Origin of the sequence: Vibrio hepatarius (genome assembly GCF_018860525.1) — a bacterium.
Lineage (GTDB): Bacteria > Pseudomonadota > Gammaproteobacteria > Enterobacterales > Vibrionaceae > Vibrio > Vibrio hepatarius_B.
The window spans coordinates 110750-132440 of sequence record NZ_JAHKPM010000039.1; the positions used below are offsets into that span (position 1 = coordinate 110750).

General features: G+C 42.0%; 22 protein-coding genes and 2 pseudogenes. 9 read left to right on the forward strand and 15 right to left on the reverse strand.

From position 1 onward, the window contains the following. Positions 1 to 6: 6 nt before the first annotated feature. From leuC to KO511_RS11325, 3 genes are all read left to right on the forward strand, one after another. Entirely contained in the window at positions 7 to 1407 is a 1401-nt protein-coding gene (leuC, locus tag KO511_RS11315; protein ID WP_215987534.1) for a 3-isopropylmalate dehydratase large subunit, read from the forward strand. A gap of 12 nt (positions 1408 to 1419) precedes the next feature. Continuing rightward, positions 1420 to 2022 carry a 3-isopropylmalate dehydratase small subunit gene (gene leuD, locus KO511_RS11320; RefSeq protein WP_215987535.1) on the forward strand — a complete coding sequence of 201 codons (603 nt, stop codon included), beginning with the start codon at positions 1420 to 1422 and terminating at the stop codon, positions 2020 to 2022. A gap of 116 nt (positions 2023 to 2138) precedes the next feature. Beyond that, the gene (locus KO511_RS11325; protein WP_215987536.1) at positions 2139 to 2924 is read left to right on the forward strand and encodes a DUF547 domain-containing protein; all 786 of its coding nucleotides are present in this window, start codon (positions 2139 to 2141) and stop codon (positions 2922 to 2924) included. Between the two features lie 82 nt (positions 2925 to 3006). Here KO511_RS11325 and folA read toward each other — a convergent pair whose 3' ends face one another. The 6 genes from folA to rplU form a co-directional block, all read right to left on the reverse strand. Next, positions 3007 to 3510 (reverse strand): type 3 dihydrofolate reductase, encoded by a 504-nt coding sequence (folA, locus tag KO511_RS11330; RefSeq protein ID WP_436840222.1) that lies wholly within the window; start codon positions 3508 to 3510, stop codon positions 3007 to 3009. A 78-nt stretch (positions 3511 to 3588) separates the two neighbouring features. Continuing rightward, entirely contained in the window at positions 3589 to 4062 is a 474-nt protein-coding gene (locus KO511_RS11335; protein WP_215987537.1) for a threonine/serine exporter family protein, read from the reverse strand. Further along, positions 4059 to 4826: a threonine/serine exporter family protein gene (locus KO511_RS11340; protein WP_215987538.1), complete on the reverse strand. Its 768-nt coding sequence runs from the start codon at positions 4824 to 4826 to the stop codon at positions 4059 to 4061. Before KO511_RS11340 ends, KO511_RS11335 begins: the two co-directional genes overlap by 4 nt. A gap of 121 nt (positions 4827 to 4947) precedes the next feature. Next, the gene (cgtA, locus tag KO511_RS11345; RefSeq protein ID WP_215987539.1) at positions 4948 to 6123 is read right to left on the reverse strand and encodes an Obg family GTPase CgtA; all 1176 of its coding nucleotides are present in this window, start codon (positions 6121 to 6123) and stop codon (positions 4948 to 4950) included. Positions 6124 to 6399: 276 nt separating this feature from the next. After that, positions 6400 to 6657: a 50S ribosomal protein L27 gene (gene rpmA / locus KO511_RS11350; RefSeq protein WP_005417307.1), complete on the reverse strand. Its 258-nt coding sequence runs from the start codon at positions 6655 to 6657 to the stop codon at positions 6400 to 6402. 20 nt (positions 6658 to 6677) lie between these two features. Then, on the reverse strand, positions 6678 to 6989 hold the full coding sequence (rplU, locus tag KO511_RS11355) for a 50S ribosomal protein L21 (protein ID WP_125322994.1): 312 nt from the start codon (positions 6987 to 6989) through the stop codon (positions 6678 to 6680). A 269-nt stretch (positions 6990 to 7258) separates the two neighbouring features. Between rplU and ispB the strand changes: the two genes are divergently transcribed. Then, entirely contained in the window at positions 7259 to 8230 is a 972-nt protein-coding gene (gene ispB, locus KO511_RS11360) for an octaprenyl diphosphate synthase (protein ID WP_171359470.1), read from the forward strand. 323 nt (positions 8231 to 8553) lie between these two features. On the opposite strand, the gene KO511_RS11365 is transcribed toward ispB, so the two are convergent. Further along, the gene (locus tag KO511_RS11365) at positions 8554 to 8928 is read right to left on the reverse strand and encodes a NirD/YgiW/YdeI family stress tolerance protein (protein ID WP_215987540.1); all 375 of its coding nucleotides are present in this window, start codon (positions 8926 to 8928) and stop codon (positions 8554 to 8556) included. A gap of 493 nt (positions 8929 to 9421) precedes the next feature. Here KO511_RS11365 and KO511_RS11370 point away from each other — a divergent pair, with 493 nt between their 5' ends. Continuing rightward, entirely contained in the window at positions 9422 to 9787 is a 366-nt protein-coding gene (locus tag KO511_RS11370) for a hypothetical protein (protein ID WP_215987541.1), read from the forward strand. A 79-nt stretch (positions 9788 to 9866) separates the two neighbouring features. Continuing rightward, complete coding sequence (locus tag KO511_RS11375; protein ID WP_215987542.1) at positions 9867 to 10199, forward strand: hypothetical protein; 333 nt, start codon at positions 9867 to 9869, stop codon at positions 10197 to 10199. 60 nt (positions 10200 to 10259) lie between these two features. On the opposite strand, the gene KO511_RS11380 is transcribed toward KO511_RS11375, so the two are convergent. After that, a complete protein-coding gene (locus KO511_RS11380) occupies positions 10260 to 11684 on the reverse strand; it encodes a flavin monoamine oxidase family protein (RefSeq protein WP_215987543.1) in 1425 nt (474 codons plus the stop codon). A 231-nt stretch (positions 11685 to 11915) separates the two neighbouring features. Here KO511_RS11380 and KO511_RS11385 point away from each other — a divergent pair, with 231 nt between their 5' ends. Further along, positions 11916 to 12335, forward strand: a complete 420-nt coding sequence (locus KO511_RS11385; protein WP_125323037.1) for a VOC family protein — start codon at positions 11916 to 11918, stop codon at positions 12333 to 12335. 74 nt (positions 12336 to 12409) lie between these two features. Here KO511_RS11385 and KO511_RS11390 read toward each other — a convergent pair whose 3' ends face one another. Further along, a complete protein-coding gene (locus KO511_RS11390) occupies positions 12410 to 13198 on the reverse strand; it encodes a DUF1835 domain-containing protein (protein ID WP_215987544.1) in 789 nt (262 codons plus the stop codon). Between the two features lie 80 nt (positions 13199 to 13278). Next, the gene (locus KO511_RS11395; RefSeq protein WP_215987545.1) at positions 13279 to 13893 is read right to left on the reverse strand and encodes a hypothetical protein; all 615 of its coding nucleotides are present in this window, start codon (positions 13891 to 13893) and stop codon (positions 13279 to 13281) included. A 270-nt stretch (positions 13894 to 14163) separates the two neighbouring features. Here KO511_RS11395 and KO511_RS11400 point away from each other — a divergent pair, with 270 nt between their 5' ends. Further along, positions 14164 to 15435 carry a transposase gene (locus tag KO511_RS11400; protein ID WP_289847784.1) on the forward strand — a complete coding sequence of 424 codons (1272 nt, stop codon included), beginning with the start codon at positions 14164 to 14166 and terminating at the stop codon, positions 15433 to 15435. Between the two features lie 114 nt (positions 15436 to 15549). After that, the gene (locus tag KO511_RS11405) at positions 15550 to 16008 is read left to right on the forward strand and encodes an IS30 family transposase (protein WP_215987546.1); all 459 of its coding nucleotides are present in this window, start codon (positions 15550 to 15552) and stop codon (positions 16006 to 16008) included. A 221-nt stretch (positions 16009 to 16229) separates the two neighbouring features. Here the strand turns inward: KO511_RS11405 and KO511_RS11410 are convergent, their stop codons facing one another. The 5 genes and pseudogenes from KO511_RS11410 to glmS all read right to left on the reverse strand — a co-directional run bounded on the left by KO511_RS11410 (position 16230) and on the right by glmS (position 21661). Continuing rightward, positions 16230 to 17147, reverse strand: coding sequence for an omptin family outer membrane protease (locus KO511_RS11410; RefSeq protein WP_252724330.1), 918 nt, complete (start codon positions 17145 to 17147; stop codon positions 16230 to 16232). 200 nt (positions 17148 to 17347) lie between these two features. Further along, positions 17348 to 17757 (reverse strand): annotated as a pseudogene (locus tag KO511_RS11415) (IS30 family transposase); the annotation flags it as partial. A gap of 201 nt (positions 17758 to 17958) precedes the next feature. Continuing rightward, positions 17959 to 18729 carry an alpha/beta fold hydrolase gene (locus KO511_RS11420; RefSeq protein WP_215987547.1) on the reverse strand — a complete coding sequence of 257 codons (771 nt, stop codon included), beginning with the start codon at positions 18727 to 18729 and terminating at the stop codon, positions 17959 to 17961. 109 nt (positions 18730 to 18838) lie between these two features. Continuing rightward, positions 18839 to 19539: pseudogene (locus tag KO511_RS11425) on the reverse strand (helix-turn-helix transcriptional regulator). Positions 19540 to 19831: 292 nt separating this feature from the next. Continuing rightward, entirely contained in the window at positions 19832 to 21661 is a 1830-nt protein-coding gene (glmS, locus tag KO511_RS11430; protein WP_215987549.1) for a glutamine--fructose-6-phosphate transaminase (isomerizing), read from the reverse strand. Positions 21662 to 21691: the final 30 nt, after the last annotated feature.

The following is a 21691-nucleotide window of genomic DNA, read 5'->3' on the forward strand; positions in this document are numbered from 1 at the left end:
GCGATAATGGGCAAAACACTGTATGAAAAAGTCTTCGATGCACACGTCGTCGTAGCAGCAGAAGGTGAGAATCCAATTTTATATATCGACCGTCACTTAATTCATGAAGTGACGTCACCCCAAGCTTTTGATGGTTTACGTGAAAAAGGACGTCAAGTTCGCCAAGTGAATAAAACATTCGCCACTATGGACCACAACGTCTCCACCACAACCAAAGACATTAATGCCTCTGGTGAGATGGCACGTATTCAGATGGAAACGCTCTCCAAAAACTGCCAAGAATTTGGAGTTACCCTTTACGACTTGAACCACAAGTACCAAGGTATCGTTCATGTAATGGGACCAGAGCTAGGTATTACCCTTCCTGGAATGACGATTGTTTGTGGCGACTCACACACCGCAACGCATGGCGCGTTTGGCTCACTAGCTTTCGGTATAGGAACATCTGAAGTAGAGCACGTATTAGCGACTCAAACCCTAAAACAAGCTCGTGCAAAGACCATGAAGATCGAGGTGAAAGGTAAAGTGGCCCCAGGGATCACTGCTAAAGATATTGTATTAGCCATCATTGGTAAAACCACTGCTGCTGGTGGCACTGGTTATGTCGTTGAATTCTGTGGAGAAGCCATTACGGATCTTTCAATGGAAGGCCGAATGACCGTCTGTAATATGGCGATTGAACTAGGCGCAAAAGCAGGCTTAATTGCACCCGATGAGACAACATTTGAATACATTAAAGATCGTAAGTTCTCCCCTCAGAGTAATGACTTCGATACGGCTGTAGAATATTGGAAAACGTTAAAAACAGATGATAATGCAAAATTTGATGCTGTGGTCACTTTACAGGCTACTGACATCAAACCTCAAGTCACTTGGGGAACCAACCCCGGACAAGTCATTGCGGTTGACCAGCCAATCCCTACACCAGAAAGCTTTTCAGATCCTGTAGAAAAAGCCTCCGCCGAAAAAGCGCTGGCTTACATGGGACTAACTGCTGGTAAAGCACTATCTGACTACTCAGTTGATAAAGTTTTCGTCGGTTCTTGTACTAACTCGCGCATCGAAGACATGCGCGCCGCAGCAGCCGTCGCTAAAGGCCACAGAGTTGCTTCTCATGTTCAAGCACTTATTGTTCCGGGTTCAGAACAAGTTAAGGCCCAAGCTGAAGCAGAAGGACTAGACGTGATCTTTAAAGATGCGGGATTTGAATGGCGCCTTCCTGGATGCTCTATGTGCCTTGCCATGAACAATGATCGTCTGGGCCCCAAAGAGCGCTGCGCTTCAACATCAAATCGCAACTTTGAAGGCCGTCAAGGACGTGATGGTCGCACCCATTTGGTTAGCCCAGCAATGGCAGCGGCCGCTGCTATTGCTGGCCATTTTGTCGATATTCGTGAATTAGATTGAGGAGAATCGTAGATGTCAGGTTTTAAACAACATACAGGCTTAGTGGTTCCTCTCGATGCAGCCAACGTCGATACCGATGCGATTATCCCTAAGCAATTTCTACAAAAAGTGTCGCGCTTAGGCTTTGGTAAACACCTATTCCACGATTGGCGCTTTTTGGATGATGCTGGAGAGCAACCAAACTCAGAGTTTGTAATGAATAAAGCACGCTACCAAGGTGCTTCTGTTCTAGTCGCTCGTGAAAATTTTGGCTGTGGTTCATCGCGAGAGCATGCACCTTGGGCGCTAGCCGATTATGGTATCAGAGCCATGATAGCTCCAAGTTTTGCCGATATATTCTATGGTAATTCAATCAACAACCAAATGGTCCCTGTTAGGCTTAACGAGCAGCAAGTCGACGAAATCTTCCAATTCGTTGAAGAAAATGAAGGGGCACAGGTTGAAGTAGATCTAGAAGCCAACCTAGTTCGTGCAAACGGCAAAGAATATTCGTTTGAAATTGATGAGTTTCGTAGGCACTGTCTGCTTAATGGGTTAGATAACATAGGTCTAACTCTCCAGCATAAAGATAAAATTGCGGATTACGAGAGTAAGATTCCAACATTTCTCAAATAAATCCCACTACTTAACAAGCTGAGGTTGGCTTAGCCAGCCTCAGCTTGTTAAATTTTGAAAGTTCTCAGTCAGATGCTCGGTCTTAAGTCATATTGCTGCTATCAATAGGACCATCTATGAAATTCATTCTTCCTTTACTCTTGGCTATAGTATCTTTCAGCGCCTTTACTGCGCCTAAATCCGAACTTTGGCCTTATTGGAACACGAGCAATGAATCCAGTACTGATAGCGTAGATCACCAAGCTTGGCAACAGCTTCTCGATCAGTATTTAGTCAGCAAAGGTGACTATACCCTATTTAAATACTCATCTGTCAGCGAAAAAGATAAGCTAGCGCTTGCCAAGTATCTTGAGATATTGGCCAAAACAGATCCTCTTTCACTCAATAAAGCGCAGCAATATGCTTATTGGGTCAACCTGTATAATGCGATTACCGTTAAGCTGATACTGGACGACTATCCGGTCAAATCGATTACCAAACTTGGCGGCTTGTTTAGTTTTGGGCCATGGGGCGATGATGTAATCACCATCAATGGGAAAACACTGACACTAAACGATATCGAGCACCGAATTTTGCGCCCTATTTGGCAAGATCCTAGGACTCACTATGCGGTGAACTGTGCAAGTTTAGGATGCCCCAACTTGCAGCACAACGTTTTCACTGCCGAGAATACAGAAATGCTGCTAGAACAAGCAGCGACAAGTTTTATTAATAGCGATAAGGGCGTGTTCGTGACAAAAGACAATAGCCCCCAACTTTCATCGATTTATGATTGGTTTAGTGTCGATTTCGGTGATAAAGCATCACTGATCAAGCATTTAAGTCACTATCGACCTGACTTAGCAACTTTGGATGGTAAGTTTAGCTACGACTATGATTGGTCACTTAACGAAAGTAAATAACACTCGTTTAGTTGTTGGTTGGTAGTCAATCTACCAACCATTAACACTGAGAGGGGACGTCACCTTCCAGCAAGTGATTGAATTATTTTTCTAAAATCACAAAACGCATATTGTGTGCATTTTTTTCATCCGCGAGATACGTTTCAGAGTAAATCTCTTGATAGTCATCACTCCATTTAGGGAAAAAGGTATCACCTGAAAGCTCTGCCTTAATAAAGGTAATATAAAGCCGATTAGCTAAGGGCAAACACTCTTTATAGATACTCCCTCCCCCAATTATCATTACTTCATTACAATCACCGACTTCTGCTAAAGCGCCACCAAGTGATGAAACTATGGTTACACCATCTGCCGAAAACTCAGGGTTTCTGGTGATAACGATATTACGGCGGTCAGGTAAAGGCCGGCCAATAGATTCAAAGGTTTTTCGGCCCATAACCACAGGCTTACCTATAGTATGCTTTTTAAACCACGCAAAATCAGCAGGCAGGTGCCATGGCATTGCGTTCTCATTGCCAATAACATGCGGATTATCTTTTCCATTGCTGAGGTCGCCCGTCAAAGCAACAATCATACTAATAACCACAATCAAATACCTTAAAATCTAGAGTGAAAACGGATTATACCTTAATAGAATAATAGGACAATCTCCGATATAAAGTAGTCACACAATAGGTTTGCGGCGATAAAATAACAACCCGGGCATCGCTAAGCCAACGGCTAATCCCATAATAATAAACATGGCTTTCAGAAAATTTTCTAACAAAGCGGCAAACAATTGGTCACTGTAACCTTTATGGTTAAGCTCAACCAGTGCAATCATCGCTTTATATGCGAACACTCCAGGAACCATGGGGATCAGAGCGGCTACTGTAAATACTTTAGGGTGCGCCATAAAACGATGCGACCAATGTATACCAATCAAGCTCACTAATGTTGCCGCAAAGAAAGTCGCCCATTCAATCGGCAGACTAAAATGCATCATCAGATAACGCGAACCATGTCCAAGGGCTCCACCAATGGCACAATAGGACAGCGCTCTCTGAGGGACATTGAACACTAGGGCAAAGCCTACAGCAGGAATAGAGGAAAATATCATATCGTTCAGAAGCCCAGTCAATAACGAGTAAAACGTCATAGGAGCCATCCCCACACTCCCACTATACTCATCGCTGCGATTATGCCTAAACAAGTCGCTAAAGTAAGTAAACTGGCCATAACAAATCTTGCAATCCCCATATTGATATAGCCTTTGAGCATATCTGCCACAGCATTTATAAGAGGGAAGCCAGGTACTAACATCAGCACTGAAGAAGCCATTGCGACGGAAGGTAAATTACCGAGTTGGTATATGACTGCCTGAGCGGAAATAACTGTGGTCACAAAAGCAGTAACTGCAAAGTTCATTAGCGGATTGAAATGACGATGACCAATCTCTTGTCGAACAAACATTCCGATAGAAGAAGCTATAAAAGTCATAAAAAATACTACCCAATCACCTCCAGCTAAACGGCTAAAGGCAGCACATGACAAGCCTATCATACCCATCACTAACCAGCGATTATAACGTTTAGGGTTGACCTTCTCCAGCTTATACTGAGCTAAGTTGAGATCGATAACCCCTCTTTCCAGCATGATGCAGATTCTTTGAATCTGAGTAACTACCTGCATGTTGATACCACGATCAGGGCTACGACGCGCCGTAGTAATGCAATGTTGCTGATAAATTGTCGTAACGACTAATGAGCTTGCCGAAAGTGATACTTCAACCTCATCCATTCTCACAGCTAAGCCAATACGCCGAGTAATATCAACAACCAGTGTACTTTCTGCACCATGTGCAAGTAGCATCTGCCCTGTTTGGGCGATAAAACGTGAAGCACTGTGTTGTTTACATAACATAATAGGGATCCAACACCTTTGTATGCTCACGACTATGGCTTATTGTTAATCACAGTAATTTGATCACAAACAAAAAAGCCGCAATATAGATCACATTGCGACTTAAGTTCAAAGGTGTAAGCTACTCACGGACATAGACAACATGGCCATCATCGCCGTCGTCGTCATCTTCATCGTCCCAATCATCATCTTCTTCCGTGATCACGTCTTTACCTGCAATCGCGTCTTTGTGATAATCATCCCACATGAAGTTAACTTTTTCTTCTTCAGTTACTTCTTCTTCTTCGCGAGGTAGGCTTTCCATGAAATCAGCGAGCTTGTAACAAAGCTCTTTCGTGCCTTGTTTATTCACCGCAGATATTTTGTAATAGTCTTCTTCCCATCCAAGCGCGTCGATAATATTTTGAATAATGTCATTGGCTTCGTCTTCGAACATAAGATCGACTTTATTGAAGATCAGCCAACGGGGCTTATCTGCCAACTTCTCACTGTATTGTTCAAGCTCATCAATAATAGTAAGCGCATTTTCCACCGGATCAGATTGATCAATTGGCATGATGTCGATCATATGCAAAAGAACACGACAGCGTTCTAAATGCTTTAAGAAACGGATTCCAAGACCCGCTCCATCTGCTGCCCCTTCAATAAGACCTGGAATATCAGCGACGACAAAACTCTTTTCGGGAACAACACTAACCACACCAAGACTTGGGATCAAAGTAGTAAACGGGTAATCGGCAACTTTCGGTTTAGCAGCAGAAATCGCACGTATGAAGGTCGACTTACCAGCATTTGGCAAACCTAACATACCGACATCTGCTAATAGCAATAACTCCAACCTCAGTTCACGGATTTCACCTTTGGTACCTAACGTTTTTTGTCGTGGTGCGCGGTTAACTGAAGATTTAAAGCGTGTGTTGCCTAATCCATGCCAGCCACCTTTAGCAACCATTAACTTTTTACCGTGCTCAGTGACCTCTGCAACAATTTCGTTGGTATGAATGTCGACCGCTCTCGTACCTACTGGGACACGTAATACTTTGTCTTTCCCACGCTTACCAGTACAGTTACCACCTCGGCCATTATCTCCACGTTCAGCTTCATAAAAACGCTGGAAGCGATAATCAATCAAAGTATTGAGGTTCTCGTCGGCTTGGATGTAAATATCACCGCCATCACCGCCATCACCGCCATCTGGACCACCTTTTGCAACGAATTTCTCTCTCCAGAAACTCACTACACCATTACCACCGTCTCCGGCCTGAACCTTCACTACCGCTTCATCAACGAATTTCATCTCTTACTCCGCCCACTTACTACATCGCGTAGTTGCGTTGCAAACTTCATTCATAGAGCTAATTGGCATAGTATGAATGATATAAATTCTAGCAGACTCCTACTTCGGCTCAATCACCATGGCACTCAGATCGATCTGCTATTTAGGAAATATACTGAGGGGCTTTTTCTAAAACCGCTTAGTATCACTTCCTACTACTCTAAATAAAAAACCCCGCCAAAAATGGCAGGGCTTTGGAATTCAGCTAGAAGCCTAAATTCTTACTCTAAGCGAGGATTACTCAGCTTCAATACTTACGAATTTACGGTTCTTAGGACCTTTAACTTCAAACTTCACTTTGCCTTCGGAAAGAGCGAATAAAGTATGGTCTTTACCAATACCTACGTTTGTACCAGCATGAAACTTAGTGCCACGTTGACGAACAATGATGTTACCTGCAAGAACAGATTCACCACCGAAACGTTTAACACCAAGACGTTTGCTTTCTGAATCGCGGCCGTTACGAGTAGAACCACCAGCTTTTTTGTGTGCCATTGTTAAGCTCTCCTAATCAATTAAGCGTTGATACCAGTGATCTTCACTTCAGTGAACCACTGACGATGACCCTGTTGCTTACGAGAGTGCTTACGACGACGGAACTTAACGACTTTAACTTTGTCGCCACGACCGTGTTGTACTACTTCAGCAACTACTTTGCCACCCTCTAAAAGAGGAGCGCCAACTTTAACGTCTTCACCATTAGCAACTAAAAGAACTTTTTCAAACTCTACAGTTGCACCAGTTTCTACGTCTAATTTCTCTAAACGAAGTGTTTGACCTTCGCTTACACGGTGTTGTTTACCACCAGATTGGAAAACAGCGTACATATCTTACTCCGCTTTTTCCGCACAGCCGTATGTGTATTCTATACATCATGGGTGTGCGCTAAACTAATCATCAATAGGGCGCAGATTCTACAGAAGAGGCGCTCCTATGACAAGCCATATTTAAAAAAAATTGGCGAAAAGCTAGTCGCCAAATAAAAGTGCGCCGATCATGCCCTTTAGACATGTATTTATCAACGTTTTTTAGTGTATTATCCACCAATAAAAATGATAAGCAGACCTTAAAAGTTCTAACTTCACTCGGATTTACAATGGATTTTAAAGCTATCCAAACGCTCACTGCCGACGATATGGTAAAAGTGAACGAAACAATTTATGCTCAGCTCAACTCTGACGTTTCTCTAATCAATCAGTTGGGATTTTACATTGTGAGTGGCGGTGGCAAACGTATTCGCCCTCTTTTAGCTGTGCTATCTGCTCGTGCACTCGGCTATCAAGGTCAAGCTCATACTACTGCAGCAGCCTTTATTGAATTTATTCATACTGCCACGTTACTGCACGATGATGTGGTTGATGAGTCTAACATGCGTCGTGGTAAAGCGACGGCAAATGCTGCATTTGGTAACGCTGCCAGTGTTTTAGTTGGTGATTTTATTTATACCCGCTCTTTCCAGATGATGACGGAATTAGGTTCCATGCGTATCCTCAAATTAATGAGTGATGCTGTAAACATCATTGCTGAAGGTGAAGTTCTGCAACTAATGAACTGTAATGACCCTGATACGACTGAAGACAGTTATATGCAGGTAATTTATTCCAAAACAGCTCGTTTGTTCGAAACGGCAACCCAGATTGGTGCAATACTCAACAATGCACCAAGTAATGTCGAAACTGCATTACAAAACTATGGTAAATATCTGGGTACTGCATTCCAATTGATTGATGATGTCATGGACTACACCTCTGATGGTAAGGAAATGGGCAAAAACGTCGGAGATGATCTCGCTGAGGGTAAGCCCACCCTGCCACTTTTATACGCGATGGATAAAGGTAATCCTACTCAGAAAAATATGATAAGGGAGGCTATTGAAAAAGCCAATGGTATGCAAAAACTCGATGCTATCATGGAAACGCTTAATCAAACTGGCGCATTGGATTATACCAGAGAGAAGGCTTATCAAGAAGCTGATAAAGCCATAACAGAATTGGATATTTTACCCGAATCCCCCTATAAGCAGGCTTTGGTAACACTCGCTCATATGTCTGTGCATCGTAGTAAATAAATCTAAGATATAGATATTGGGAACCTAAGTTCCCATTATCTTCACCGCAGCAATGCGAAGGTTTATCGACTACGTAATCACCAACTTGACCAAAGTCTATGCTTTGCTTTAGTTAGCAATACATCTTCCCCGCTTTTTTAAACTAGCAGCAAAACAGCGACCAATAAAATGCTGCGCAGTATTTTGCGAGCAAACTATTTGTTATGTATCGCAACGATTAGTTGTTTCATTATTAACCTCTAACAAGGCACAATAATTTGCCTTTTAAAGAGCAAACATTAATTATTCCTAGAGGTTATCATTGCCAATTTTTAAGCAGAGGCTCACAGCACCTTGATGACATCAACGTCAATCTTAGTCCCTGACACTCCTTTATCAATTTCACCTGTGAGCTGTACTTTAGTTTGAGGAGTAACGGTTTGGTTAAACCACTTATCATGATCAATCTCCACCGTCACCTCCCCTGTACCATCACTGAAGGTATACATTTCTCCTCCTAAGGAAGCGATAATCTTTCCAGTTAAAGTGACTGGTGTATCGTCACTAAACATTCCAGCATCCATCACTTGCTGGACAGTCGAGATACCTTGATTAGGGCCGTTAAAGCCGGCATTACCTTGAGGACCGTCAAAGCCTTGTGCATATACAGTAGCTGAAGCCGAAAGTGCGAGTAGAGAGATGAGCAATTTGCTTTTCATTGTTGTTTCCTGCTGGTCAGTAAGTGTGTTCAATCTAACTTTCAATGACTGAATGGAAGATGAATGATTTTGTTATATTTGACCATTTTGTCATTTAATAATCGAATGAATTGAGATTTGAGTTCAGAAATCAAGTTACTTGCATGCTATAAACCAGATTTAGTTCACCTTTAACTACCCAATAACCCACTAATCAAGACTCAATTGATAACCAATTTCCCCAAAAATCATCACCTAGACAAGCCCGACGCGACAGCAAAAAAATAATTACTATGAATATAACTCAATAAAACAACAGCCTAGGCGAATGCGAATATATTATTTCATATAAAATAACAATGAAAACTGATAATTTTGTTTTACATTATTGATAATTGCGTTAGCTTAAATGGAAGGAATTTATCAACTATTGGCATTTTCAATAGATAAAATCAATGAATTTATAGTGAGCTTAACTGTATACCTTCAACCAAAAGCAGTCATAAGGTGTTGTATGCGCGACTATTATTACCTAAATCAAATAAAAGCAGCTTTGATTCTTTTAGAACACTGTTTGGTGGTTGCAGCAAAGAGCCAAGCGGCTAATCAACCGATTACTAGTCAAGTCGATCAAAATAGCCGTCGCGTGCTACAGGCGAATCAACGTCAGTTAAACAAACAATTACAGCCTAAACCGACAAAAGGCACTTCTGAAGAAGGCCTTAAAGAAGTCACTGCTGAAGGGAACCCTATACTACAAGAATCGGCTAAATGTTTACCCATTATTGATATCACTGATACAACGCTTCTATTGGCGAAAATAAAGCGCACAAAGCACCATTGTGGGATAGAGCTGCTCAAAGCGTTGGTAATAAAGTAGATAAAGGTATCCAGGCCTTTACAAAACGGACAACAAACCAACTAGCTGTACAAGTCCTTCAGGGAATATCTCCGTACAAGTGACTGATAAACAGGCTGTTGAGCAAGAGCCTGGCATATCGGCTAAGCAGGATATTTCAGTTCAATCTACTCAAGCTACACAACTTAAAGGCGCTAAACTTGAGTCACAAACTGGCACTGTTGATACTGGCCCCCAGCCTGTAATCACAGAAGCAATTTCTGATAAAAATGTATCGGTAAGAACAAATCTAAACACCGATATTAAAGAACTTGGTAAGCAAGCGTTCAGTGATATTAAAGAGGGACAAACACCCTTAATCGGAGTCAAGGTTGAATCTGGCACCTCAGAAGGTAAAGTCGTTCAGCCTCAAACTAATGAAGCATCAAAGTAAACCTCAAAGCGCGCTGGAAACAGCGCGCTTTTTTATATCATTTATCGCTAAATTTACGATTTAGTTTACCTTAGATGATTGGCTCGTAATCTGATTAGCAACACGAATACCACTTCTCACCGCACCTTCAAGGTACCCGACATACTTAATAGCAGTGTGCTCACCGGCAAAATAGACTTTCCCATCAGGAGTTAAAAAAGTATTCCAATGACGAGTCATCTGCTCTGGCCCATAAGCGGCAAAGCCCCCCATAATATAAGGGTCTCGGTGCCAAGCATGAACGGAGCCATACTCAAAATACTTGTTTGAACCTGGGTACATAGCCTCCATCTGCTTAAGGCGATTATCAATAATCGCTTTATCAGACCAACCCTTTTGTTGATGAGCAAAATCACCCGAGGTAAATGCTACTAGTACTCCCCCTTCACCTTTTTGACGCTCAGAACCTTCCCAAAGCCAGCCAATCGGTAATTCAGAAATCACATCTCCTCCCAGCCCTTGCTCTAGCCAAAAACGTTTACTGTATTTCATTAGCACTTTGACATGAGAACCATAGTTTATCTCTTGTGCAGCAGCTCGTTTATCACTGGCTAATTCAGGTTCAAATTCAATTTTATTCAATACAGGCAGTGGAACCGTAACGACCACAACATCGGCAATAAACTCTTTATCGGTAGCACTAACGGTAACACCAGCTTCGTTTTGACTCACTTTTGTTACCGGATGGTTCAGTAACACTGGCCCGTTAATATGCTCAACAAAGGCGTTTGCGAATTCACGGGTACCGGCCAAAAATCGCTTGATTTCTACTTTATCATCATCGACATCTTCATAGACTTTCGCCTGATGGGATAGCCACAACAAAGACACATTTCTCGGCTCATCATACTCACCGCGTATTGCATGTTCTGCAAGAGTTTTGGCAAAAGGTAACAGCTCTAGGCTATCAATCCACTCTTGAGCCGTAATCTTATCAAGGCGCATAGCATTAGGAGCAAGGGTAGGATTGGAAGAATCGGGAACGTTTTCGGCCAAATTATCAAAAGCCGCTTTAAAGCGCTCTAGATCCTTTTTAACCTCCGGAGAATACTCTTTCTTAAAATCACTATAGCGAGTCAACTTACTGTCTAGGAAGTAGGCTCCCTTTTCAAGCTCGTCACTGTAGCCAACATCAACGATCTTTACGTCAAACATCTTTGCATAACGAAACAATTCAGTGTGTACACTTTTATCATCAAGCAATTCACCACCAGACTCAGCATGTTGAGCGCCCATATCAATAGTGCTCATCCGGCCGCCAACACGATCTTTGGCTTCCAAAATCGTAACTTGATAACCCTTATTTTCAAGCTCATAAGCTGCGGTCAATCCTGATAAGCCAGCGCCTACAACAATGGCTTTTTTCTCTTCAGCACTGATGCTTTGGGAAAAAAATAAACAACAAGTACTCACAAAAACAAGTTTCTTACATACAGATAAAATCATAAACAATAACCAATTAAGTGCATATGGATTTGCAACATAATATGTAGTTACAGCCAATTATCAAACCCAAAAAACCTCACTTGTGATCGCATCAACCTAAAGCAGTCAAAACAAGTTCGCCTTTTAATTCTCATGGGTTTAGATCGAGAAAAATTAAATTAGTTCTTTACCTAAACCTAACTTGAGGTTCTAACCTCTATCGTGTTGACAGAAAAAGGAAAGGAGCAAACAATGATCCAGCTAGAACATATTAATTTAGTGGTGAGGGATATTCCTGAAATGTTAAAATTTTACCAAGCTGCATTTCCCCATTGGTCTATTCGTGATGAAGGGCAAGCAACATGGAGCGGCAAACCAAGAAATTGGCTACATTTTGGCGATAATTACCAATATCTTGCCTTCAGCGATAATGGTGAAGATGACAACCGTCACTTAGCAGGTCACCAAGTCGGTTTAGCACATTTTGCCTACGTCACCAATAATATCGATGCCGTAATTAACCGCCTACTTCGTGCTGGTTACTCAATAGAAAAACAGGGGGCAGAAGAGCCTTATCGCAAAAACGTTTACTTTCTTGATCCGGCTGGCTTTGAGGTCGAATTTGTTGAATATTTAAGTGATGAGCCTAAGCTGCGTAATTTATCGAGCTAAGCCATACCCTGATAGCAAGTGGCGCAGGGAGATACTCTCTGCGCTGTAAACAAGATAACTTGTGTTTAAAAAGCCTAAGTCAGCGATACGAGTTGCGGCTGAGGGTGTGGACCTTCCACTTCAAAATAGCGCACCTTACCCTCACGGCGTAAAATATCTAAACGCCAGCATAAAAAGCTATCAGGAATCAGCCCTTGATGCTCACCCATTACTTCACCAATTACCTGAGCAACGGATTCTTTACCAAGCTGACCCACTTTAGCTAGCAAATGATGATCCCAGTAGGTTTCCGGATACTGAACAAGCTCTCCCTCGCTATCAAAATCTCGGTATCCCCTATCTAGCAAACGCCAATCAGCCCATAAACTAGCAAGCTCTGTGCACTCAGTCTGGCTAAGCTCTTTAGGCTTAAGCGCAATAAGCTCTTGTGGTTCACACATAGCCACCGCGTACTGGCCTAAATATTCACTGTTCACTTTATTCGTAATATCAAGCACAAATAAAGGTGTGTTTGGGTCAGCATTATAGGCCAACATGGATAACATCAACCTGTCTTGAGCGGTATTTCCTACCCAAACCACAATAGGTGTTTGCTGTTTTAAAATCTCAAGGATAGCGCTCTGGTAAGTTAAGCCTGACTCTGCAATCGCATCATCATCCCCTTGCTCATACCACCACTGAGCTTTCCAAACTGCCTTCCACCAGCTAAGGCGCTTTTGTTTACCATCTTCGAGTCCTTCCATAGGACCAAAACGTAAGTCATCAAAAAATGGATAAATTTCATGTTGCTGTGAAGTCAGCTTATTACACTGCTTAAGATTGCCTGCAGCACTATCTCCCCAGCAGATATAGCGATATACCATTATTTACCTCACACACCAATCAGGCAACTAAAGAATAACAAGAGCAACCAATGATAAGTTATAAAAATGACAAAACTCGCCTAAGTTTTCCCTTGCTCATAATTAGCAAGGCTTTCTTTTTGGTACTTTTCAAGCCGCTCTGCAATATCATGCTGCTGCAAAGAGATAGAATCGAGAGCACTCGCGGTCGTTTTAATCGCCCCTGCCATTGACGCCATATTCTGGCTCGCTTTAACCAAAGAAGATTGCATTGGCCGTAAAATACACCAGCCAATAGCGGCAATGATGAGTATTACTAACAGCCCAATAACGCTGATAGTCAGTAACACTTTAAACTGTAAATCATCTAAAAACAGACGACTTTGCCCAGCAATCGCTTGTTTTGATTGTTGAAATGCACTAGGAAGTGATTCCACTGATTGCTTAGACGCATCAACAAGCTGGTTAAGACTCTCCACCGTTTGTTTAAGAACGCCTTGCTGCTCTGGCGTCAAATTCTCACTGTGAGCTATCTTATCAAGCGCATCACCAATATTTTCAAGAGATTGATTGGTGTTATCCAGCGCTTTCTCAATCCCGTCCAGCTCTAACGTCATATTGACATTGATAAACGCATCGGCTTTATCATCGTCAACCGGCTGCGCGGCCGCAAAGCAACTTACAAGAGCAAAGATTAAAACCAGTGTCCATTTCATAGAGATTCCTTCAAGCGATAATACCGATTTAACATCAGGTTCAGACAACACAGCATATCAGCGACCTAACTGATACACCCCTATACGATAATACCTTAATGTATTCCTGTTGGTTGACTATAAAGTTTAATTGAATACAAGTTTGTGTAGGGAGGAACAACTATTTTCGACGTACTTATAGTTTGATTTTGGACACTGCCATACCAGAGGGATGAGGAGGAGCACAATCACCAATTTTACCAGTCAGTCCCTACAATTGGTATCGCCAGCCTGCTCAGTTATGTCCAGAGAAAAACCAGTTTACTTGATGGCTTTACCCATGTGCTGGATCGCTATGTTAAAGGCACCAAAGATGAGAAAACGGTTTTCGCCTGTATTGTTGCGCTGGGTACCAACATGAGTCTGGGCCGGATGGGGGATATCTCTGATGTGGATACCCAGGAGCTACAAACCGCTTACCGGAATTTCTTTCGCCTGGAAACGCTGAAAGAAGCCAATGATCTCATTGCCAATGCCACCGCGAAACTTCCCATATTCCGGCACTATGACATTGAAGCTGATGTATTGCACTCGAGCAGCGATGGTCAGCGATTTGAAACTCAACGAAATACTTTCAATGCCCGACATGCCTCAAAATCCTTTGGCTTGAAGAAAGGTATCTCAGCGCTAACCCTGATTGGAAACCATGTACCAATCAATGCGAAGGTGATTGGCACTCATGAACATGAAAGCTACTTTGTATTTGATCTGCTCTATAACAACACCGCCGATATTGACCCTGATCGTCACTCGGTCGATACCCACGGCACAAATCAGATTAACTTTTGGATCCTTCATGCCTTTGGTTACCAGTTTGCCCCCCGATACCGCAATTTTTCTTCTAAGACCGATAGTATCGTGGGCTTTCAATCTCCAGCGAACTATGACGATGAGTTTTTGGTCAAACCTGGTCGAAAAGTCAATGAAGAGCTTATTATCAAGGAGTGGTCCAATATCCAGCACACCATGGCGTCACTGGGTCAGAAAGAAACTACCCAGTCAGCCATCGTGAGAAAGCTCAGTTCATACGCAAGGCAGAACCGAACCAAGAAAGCTCTATGGGAACTCGATAATATCTATCGCAGTATATACTTACTGGATTATCTGGATGACCGCCTGCTTCGTAAACATGTAACTAAAGCGCTAAACCGTGGTGAGGCTTACCACCGACTGAAGAAAGTTATTGCCCATGTAAACGGTGGTAAATTGCGAGTGAAAAGCGAAATTGAACAACACATCCTGCATGAATGTACGCGTCTGATCGCCAACGCAATTATTTATTTTAATGCGAAATTGCTCTCTGGGCTGATAACCGGTGAGTCACCTGATTCAATACTTACGCCAGAGAAAATCAAGAAAATATCACCAGTCGCCTGGCAACATATTAATTTTTATGGTCGATTTGAATTCAGCGATCTTGGGACATCATTCGTTGATTTCAATAAATTAGGCGAGGCACTCAAATCAGCAAACATCAGTACAAATGATGAAAATTTGGCCTAGGAGAGAGAAGAGTTTATAACAATAGCAGGTTAGTAGAATACAAAGCTGGTTGTTGCGTTGGACACTGCATATGTGATGGACATCAGATTAGACCATTTCGGGGGATGGGCAAAAATGGCCCACTTTGAAATAGACACCATCTTTGGTGCAGGTCAGAAATCATTTTTACTGACATTGGTCGATAAGATGTCGAAGTCTGTTGTCATTCGGAAACTCGCCAATAAACAAGCGAATACTGTGGTAGAAGCATTTAAAGACGTCCACGGTTCGACATTTTATGATTTCAAAACCCTCACGTCTGATAACGGCTCTGAGTTTGCAGCCCATGAAGATATTGCAGATATCACAGGGTCCGATTTCTTTTTTGCACGGCCTTATCATTCTTGGGAGCGTGGATTAAACGAACATACGAACGGTTTAATCCGGCGTTTCTATCCAAAGGGCACTGATTTTAATAAGGTGAGTGAAGAGGAAATTGCGGATCTGGAACATATATTAAATACTAGAGGCCGAGCTTCGTTAGGGTACCGGTCACCGAATGATGTTTTTTTAGAGCATTTGATGGCTGCTTAGTTTATAACAGGTGTTGCGTTTCAGGCGACGGAGGGGCATTACATTCTTAGAACTTGTGAGCATTGATTATTTAGGAAGGTAGCTTAGGCTATCTATATTTGAGTGAAAATACTTCATATTAACCAAGTTCTTTAATTTTCTTTAGTATCTATGTAGTAGGCTCTGTGACAAAATGGGTCTATCAAGCATACTACATAACTTATTGCTCTCTTGATCTTTTATTAAAAACTATACTTTAAACCAACGGAGACTAGTGAATTTTTATTATCAAGGCCTGCAGAGTTATCAAAACTATCGACCTCACCAGTTGCATTATCAATCATAGTTGTTTTTGCTTTAGCCTCGTCATAAATTGTGTATACGTATTCTGCATATAATTTAACGTTAGGCGTAAAATTATACCCATAATTAAGGGTTAATGAAACAAAGTCTGAGTTACCATTACTTTGCTCATAAAACGTTAGATCTCTTTCATTATGGTTGTCCCTATCTTTGGCATCAACCCAAGGACTCCACTTAACTTGAGCACCAAAATCAGACTTATTGATACTATATTCGCCTGCCAAGCCAAGGTAAAATACTTTGAATTCTTGCTTGTAGTCTATACCCACTGAATTATCGGGGAATGATCCAACATCAGCACCATTGTTATACGAATAGGTACCTCCAATTCCATCCCATTTGAACTGATTGTACTGGTATCCAGCTAATGCACCAATCTTGTAATTACTTTCGCTTAACAGCCAATAAGTGGCGTTAAGATCAATTTCATAAGCATTTCTCAATTTAGTATCAGGACTGATAGATATATCCGTTGGTGAAGATTGATTTGGGTCTTCCCAGTCGCGATCTTCCATATGAGCGTCACCATTATCACTCATAACAGACCAAAAACCGCCCTTAACGGTCCACTTTTCATTGATATCCCAAGTGGCACCGAGTTTAATGATTGGAACATTTTCAATCTTCCAATCAAGCTGGCTTAACTTCTGTCCATCGTCGTAAACTAACTCGGTTGATGAACCGTTCAATAGGCCGATTGCGCCTTCTAGCTTTATATCGTTAGTCTTATTTGCTGCCATAGCCTCAGGTGCTAATACAAGCGGAATAAGTATTAAGGGTAAATTTTTTATGGTCATATAGACGACTCCGATAACTTTTATGTAACTTGTCAATAAAATCAGATATCTAAATTGAGATATTGATATTAAACTCACGGGAGATTGTAAGAATCAGTTCACATAAAAAGTATCCGGTATTTACCTTAGTTTTATTAAATTAAGTTTCTTTTATAAATTGGCGCCTGCTAAATTAGGAACCATTCACCTTTCGGTGGAGCAGTGCCTTTGGGCAAGAAGCGACGAATTAACCCATTTGTATGCTCGTTCAAGCCGCGCTCCCATGAACTATACGGTTTCGCAAAGTAAAAGTCTGCCCCCGTTATTTTCACAATCTCTTCATGGCCAGCAAACTCTGTCCCATTGTCAGCCGTGATGGTCTTAAATTCATAGAAAGTTGAACCATGAACCTCTTTAAAGCCTTCTATGACTGCATCCGCTGACTTGCTTTTCAGTCTCCTTATCGTCACCACTTTACAGGCTTTATCGACGATGGTGAGCAGTTGAGATTTGTGATTTGTGATTTGTGATTTTTACCGACGATAGTGTCAATCTCCACATGGCCAATTTCTGTTTTTTCATCCGCGATAGCAGGACGTTCACTGATATCAACGCGGTTTTTAATTGTCGTGAAGTAATGGGGTACCAATAAAGCCTCTATGACATCAAAATTTTCATCAAAAATAACAGCTACTAAGTAATCAAAATCTTTGTCATCATAGTTTCGAATTGCGCTTAATTGACGAGACTGATTAGTAGATGTAACGCGCCTTCCTTTTATCTGAAATCTAGAAAAGTTTAGGACACATATACTGCGTGCCCTAGTGTGTTCTTAGAGTAAAAACTGTTTAATTACACTACAAACAAATTCTGGCTGATCCTTATGTGTCTCATGACCAGCGAATGGGACATTAGCAAACGATGAGTATTTAAGTCGATTAACTAGCTCTAATGCTGCTGGAAGAGGGAAAAAGAAATCTTCATCACCACGTATCACCAGTACCTTGCCATCAATTTGATCAATCGTATTTTCGGGGTAGCCTGATGAGCTTGTATCCGTCCACATTCTAACAATTTCAGCGACGAACGCATCAAAGTTCGGCTCTGGGTTTAGCTCGTTAAAAAGTCGATATGAATCTGGAAATTTCTCGCTCCAGCTCTGCCCTGTCACTCCCGAATAAATATTGTAAATAGTCGAATCCGCTTCCAATTTGTAATCAGAGCCAATCGTTATCAGCTTATTGATAACTACTGAGTTTGACGCCATCAAACGATAGCCAACGACACCACCATCACTGAAACCAAGAACTGCCGTCTCTTTAATCCCCAAATAGTTAAGCACAGCAATAATATCCTGCTCTAAGCGCTGATATGTTAGTTCGCTGCTGCCTAGCGTAGAACGACCATGACCGCGACTATCAATTCTAATTAATTGATAGTCTTGTGATAGTGAAGGAGTAAGTACATCAAAATCTTCAATACTACCGACACCGCCATGGAGCATCACTAATGGAGCTTTGCTGCTATCTTCCACAATATCAAAATAAATTGTCACATCGTCGATTTGGATGCTTTCTTGACGTTCGATAGTCCAGTTGGTCATGAAGATACCTATACTTTGTTTTAATGATTGAAAAGAGTTACCAGTCCATTGAGAGGCAAGTAACCGTGCTACTGAAAGTAAATATAAACAATATTAGTGACAGTTTTTGTCAGTAGCGAATTCCATTTTCATTAATTCCTTCTATTTGTTGCCATTTTTTCAATAACGCTTGCCGAGATGAAGGGTAATGCTCTGCTAAGGGAGACCATTTTGATATTCGATCTAGTCTAAAATTACGAAATGCTTTTCGTGTTTCACACCAAGCGACGAGAACATAATGATGCTGGAATAAACCAATAAGGATCGGCCATATCACTCGTGAACTGGTATTTTGCTTTCCATCTACGTATTCAATTGTCGTTTTGTATCGTTGTTCAATCGTCTCTCGAATACTAGATAGGTTTATTGTTAACTCAGGAACTTCAATGATAGAGGCTACTCGAATCACATCTTCATCATGTTTGATGCTATGATCCCTAGGTAATACGGCTGAGATCTTGGCAATCGCATTGTTACTGATATCGCTAAATTCACCATTTGCTTGTTTTGCAACCCAGTTAGCACCTAACAAAAGTACCTCAAGCTCTTCCTTTGTAAACATCAACGGCGGCAACGTAAAACTAGGCTTTAAAATATAGCCTAATCCTGCTTCTCCCTCAATTTCTGCACCTTGGGATTGCAAGGTTGAAATATCACGATAGATGGTGCGAACACTGACACACAACTTCTGGGATAGATGCTCGCTGATACTGGGTATTTATGGCAACGTAGAAGTTGAAGTAAATCAAGTAATCGCTGGCTTCTTGACATTCAATAACTCTGATGTAAGTAAGTTCATGAATGAGATTACAACATCCGTATACTAAACACTATTCTCTGACAAATAGGAGAATGTAATGGATGAGTAAATTTGATCATATGGTTAGAGTGCAGGTACAAGAAAAAGTAAGGCAAATTGCTTCACTATAGCTTACTTGGTCACGCGACTCTAGCAAACAATGGGGCATTTTCAATTTAGAAATGGCAGTGTGCTCGAAACAATCACTGCCAATTAATATGATGCATTATTCCTCTCACTCAAACATCGGGAGAGAATTAACGCCTACTCCACTGTCACTGATTTGGCTAAGTTACGTGGCTGGTCGACATCCGTACCTTTAATTAAGGCAACGTAGTATGACAATAGCTGTAGCGGCAAGGTATAAACGATAGGAGCAATAAACTCATCACAATGAGGCACGTTGAGAACTTTCATGGTGTCATCACTTTCAAATGACGCCTTATCATCCGCAAATACGTACATCAAGCCGCCACGCGCGCGCACTTCTTCTACGTTAGACTTTAGCTTCTCTAGTAATTCATTGTTTGGCGCGACAACAATGACCGGCATTTCAGAATCAATTAGTGCTAATGGGCCGTGTTTTAGCTCACCGGCTGCATAAGCTTCTGCGTGAATATATGAAATTTCTTTTAGCTTTAAAGCACCTTCCATTGCAATGGCAGATTGTTCACCACGCCCCAAGAATAACGAGTGATTTTTATCAGCAAAATCTTCAGCAAGTGCCTCGATAGATTCTGCCATTGCCAATGTTTGCTCAAGTTTGGCAGGCAGTGATTGAAGTGCTGAAACCAGCTGCGCTTCTTTTTCTGCTCCGAGTGCATTATGGTGTCCTATAGCGCCCGCAAGCATGAGTAAACCTGCAAGTTGCACGGTAAAGGCTTTGGTAGACGCGACGCCAATTTCTGCGCCCGCTTTCATCATATATGACATATCAGATTCACGGACTAGCGAAGAACCCGGAACGTTACAAATCGTCAAGCTCGCCATGTAGCCCATCTCTTTAGCAAGTCGCAGCGCTGCCAGTGTATCTGCTGTCTCACCTGACTGAGAAATAGTCACCAGCAGAGAGTTCTCAAATACATGGGATTTTCGATAACGAAACTCAGAGGCGATTTCAACATTGCAGGAGACGCCTGCCCATTCTTCGAGCCAGTAACGTGCGACCATTCCAGCATGGTAACTGGTTCCACATGCGATAATTTGAACATGTTTCACTTGACTTAAGAGTTGCTGTGCATTATCACCAAACGCCGAAGCATCCACCTGACCATTAGCCAAACGCCCCTCTAAAGTACGTTGAAGTGCCACGGGTTGTTCATGTATTTCTTTTAACATGTAGTGGCGGTATTCACCTTTATCACCTGCATCATGAGAAACTTCTGTCTCTTTGACTTCACGTTTAACACTCTCACCATTGGCATTAAATACAGTGACCTCACGGCGAGTAATCTCAGCCACATCCCCTTCTTCTAGGAACATGAAGCGCCGTGTCACGTTTAATAACGCCAACTGATCAGAGGCTAAGAAGTTTTCACCCACACCAAAACCAATCACAATAGGGCTACCAGAGCGTGCTACTACAATGCGAGAAGGATCTTTGCGGTCCATTGCTACTGTTCCGTATGCACCTTCAAGCTGCTTTGCTGTGTTTTGTACCGCTTCAACTAGAGTCTTTGCTGTACGCAATTCCCACTCAACCATGTGAGCAATCACTTCGGTATCCGTTTGTGATACAAATACGTAACCACGAGATTTTAGCAGCCCACGCAGCTCTTCATGATTTTCAATAATGCCATTATGCACCACGGTAATATCACCAGACATATGTGGGTGAGCATTAATTTCTGAAGGTTCACCATGCGTTGCCCAGCGCGTATGTGCGATACCCGTTCCACCAGCAACTTTAGCTTGATCAACTGCATCTGCTAGCTCTTGGACTTTACCCAATCGTCTAAGACGCACAAGATTAGACTCTGCATCTACAATTGCCACACCCGCTGAGTCATACCCTCGGTATTCTAGACGGCGAAGACCTTCGACTAAAATTTCGGCTACATCTCGTTGTGCCACTGCACCGACGATTCCACACATATCCAACTCCAATTCATTCTGATAGCTAGC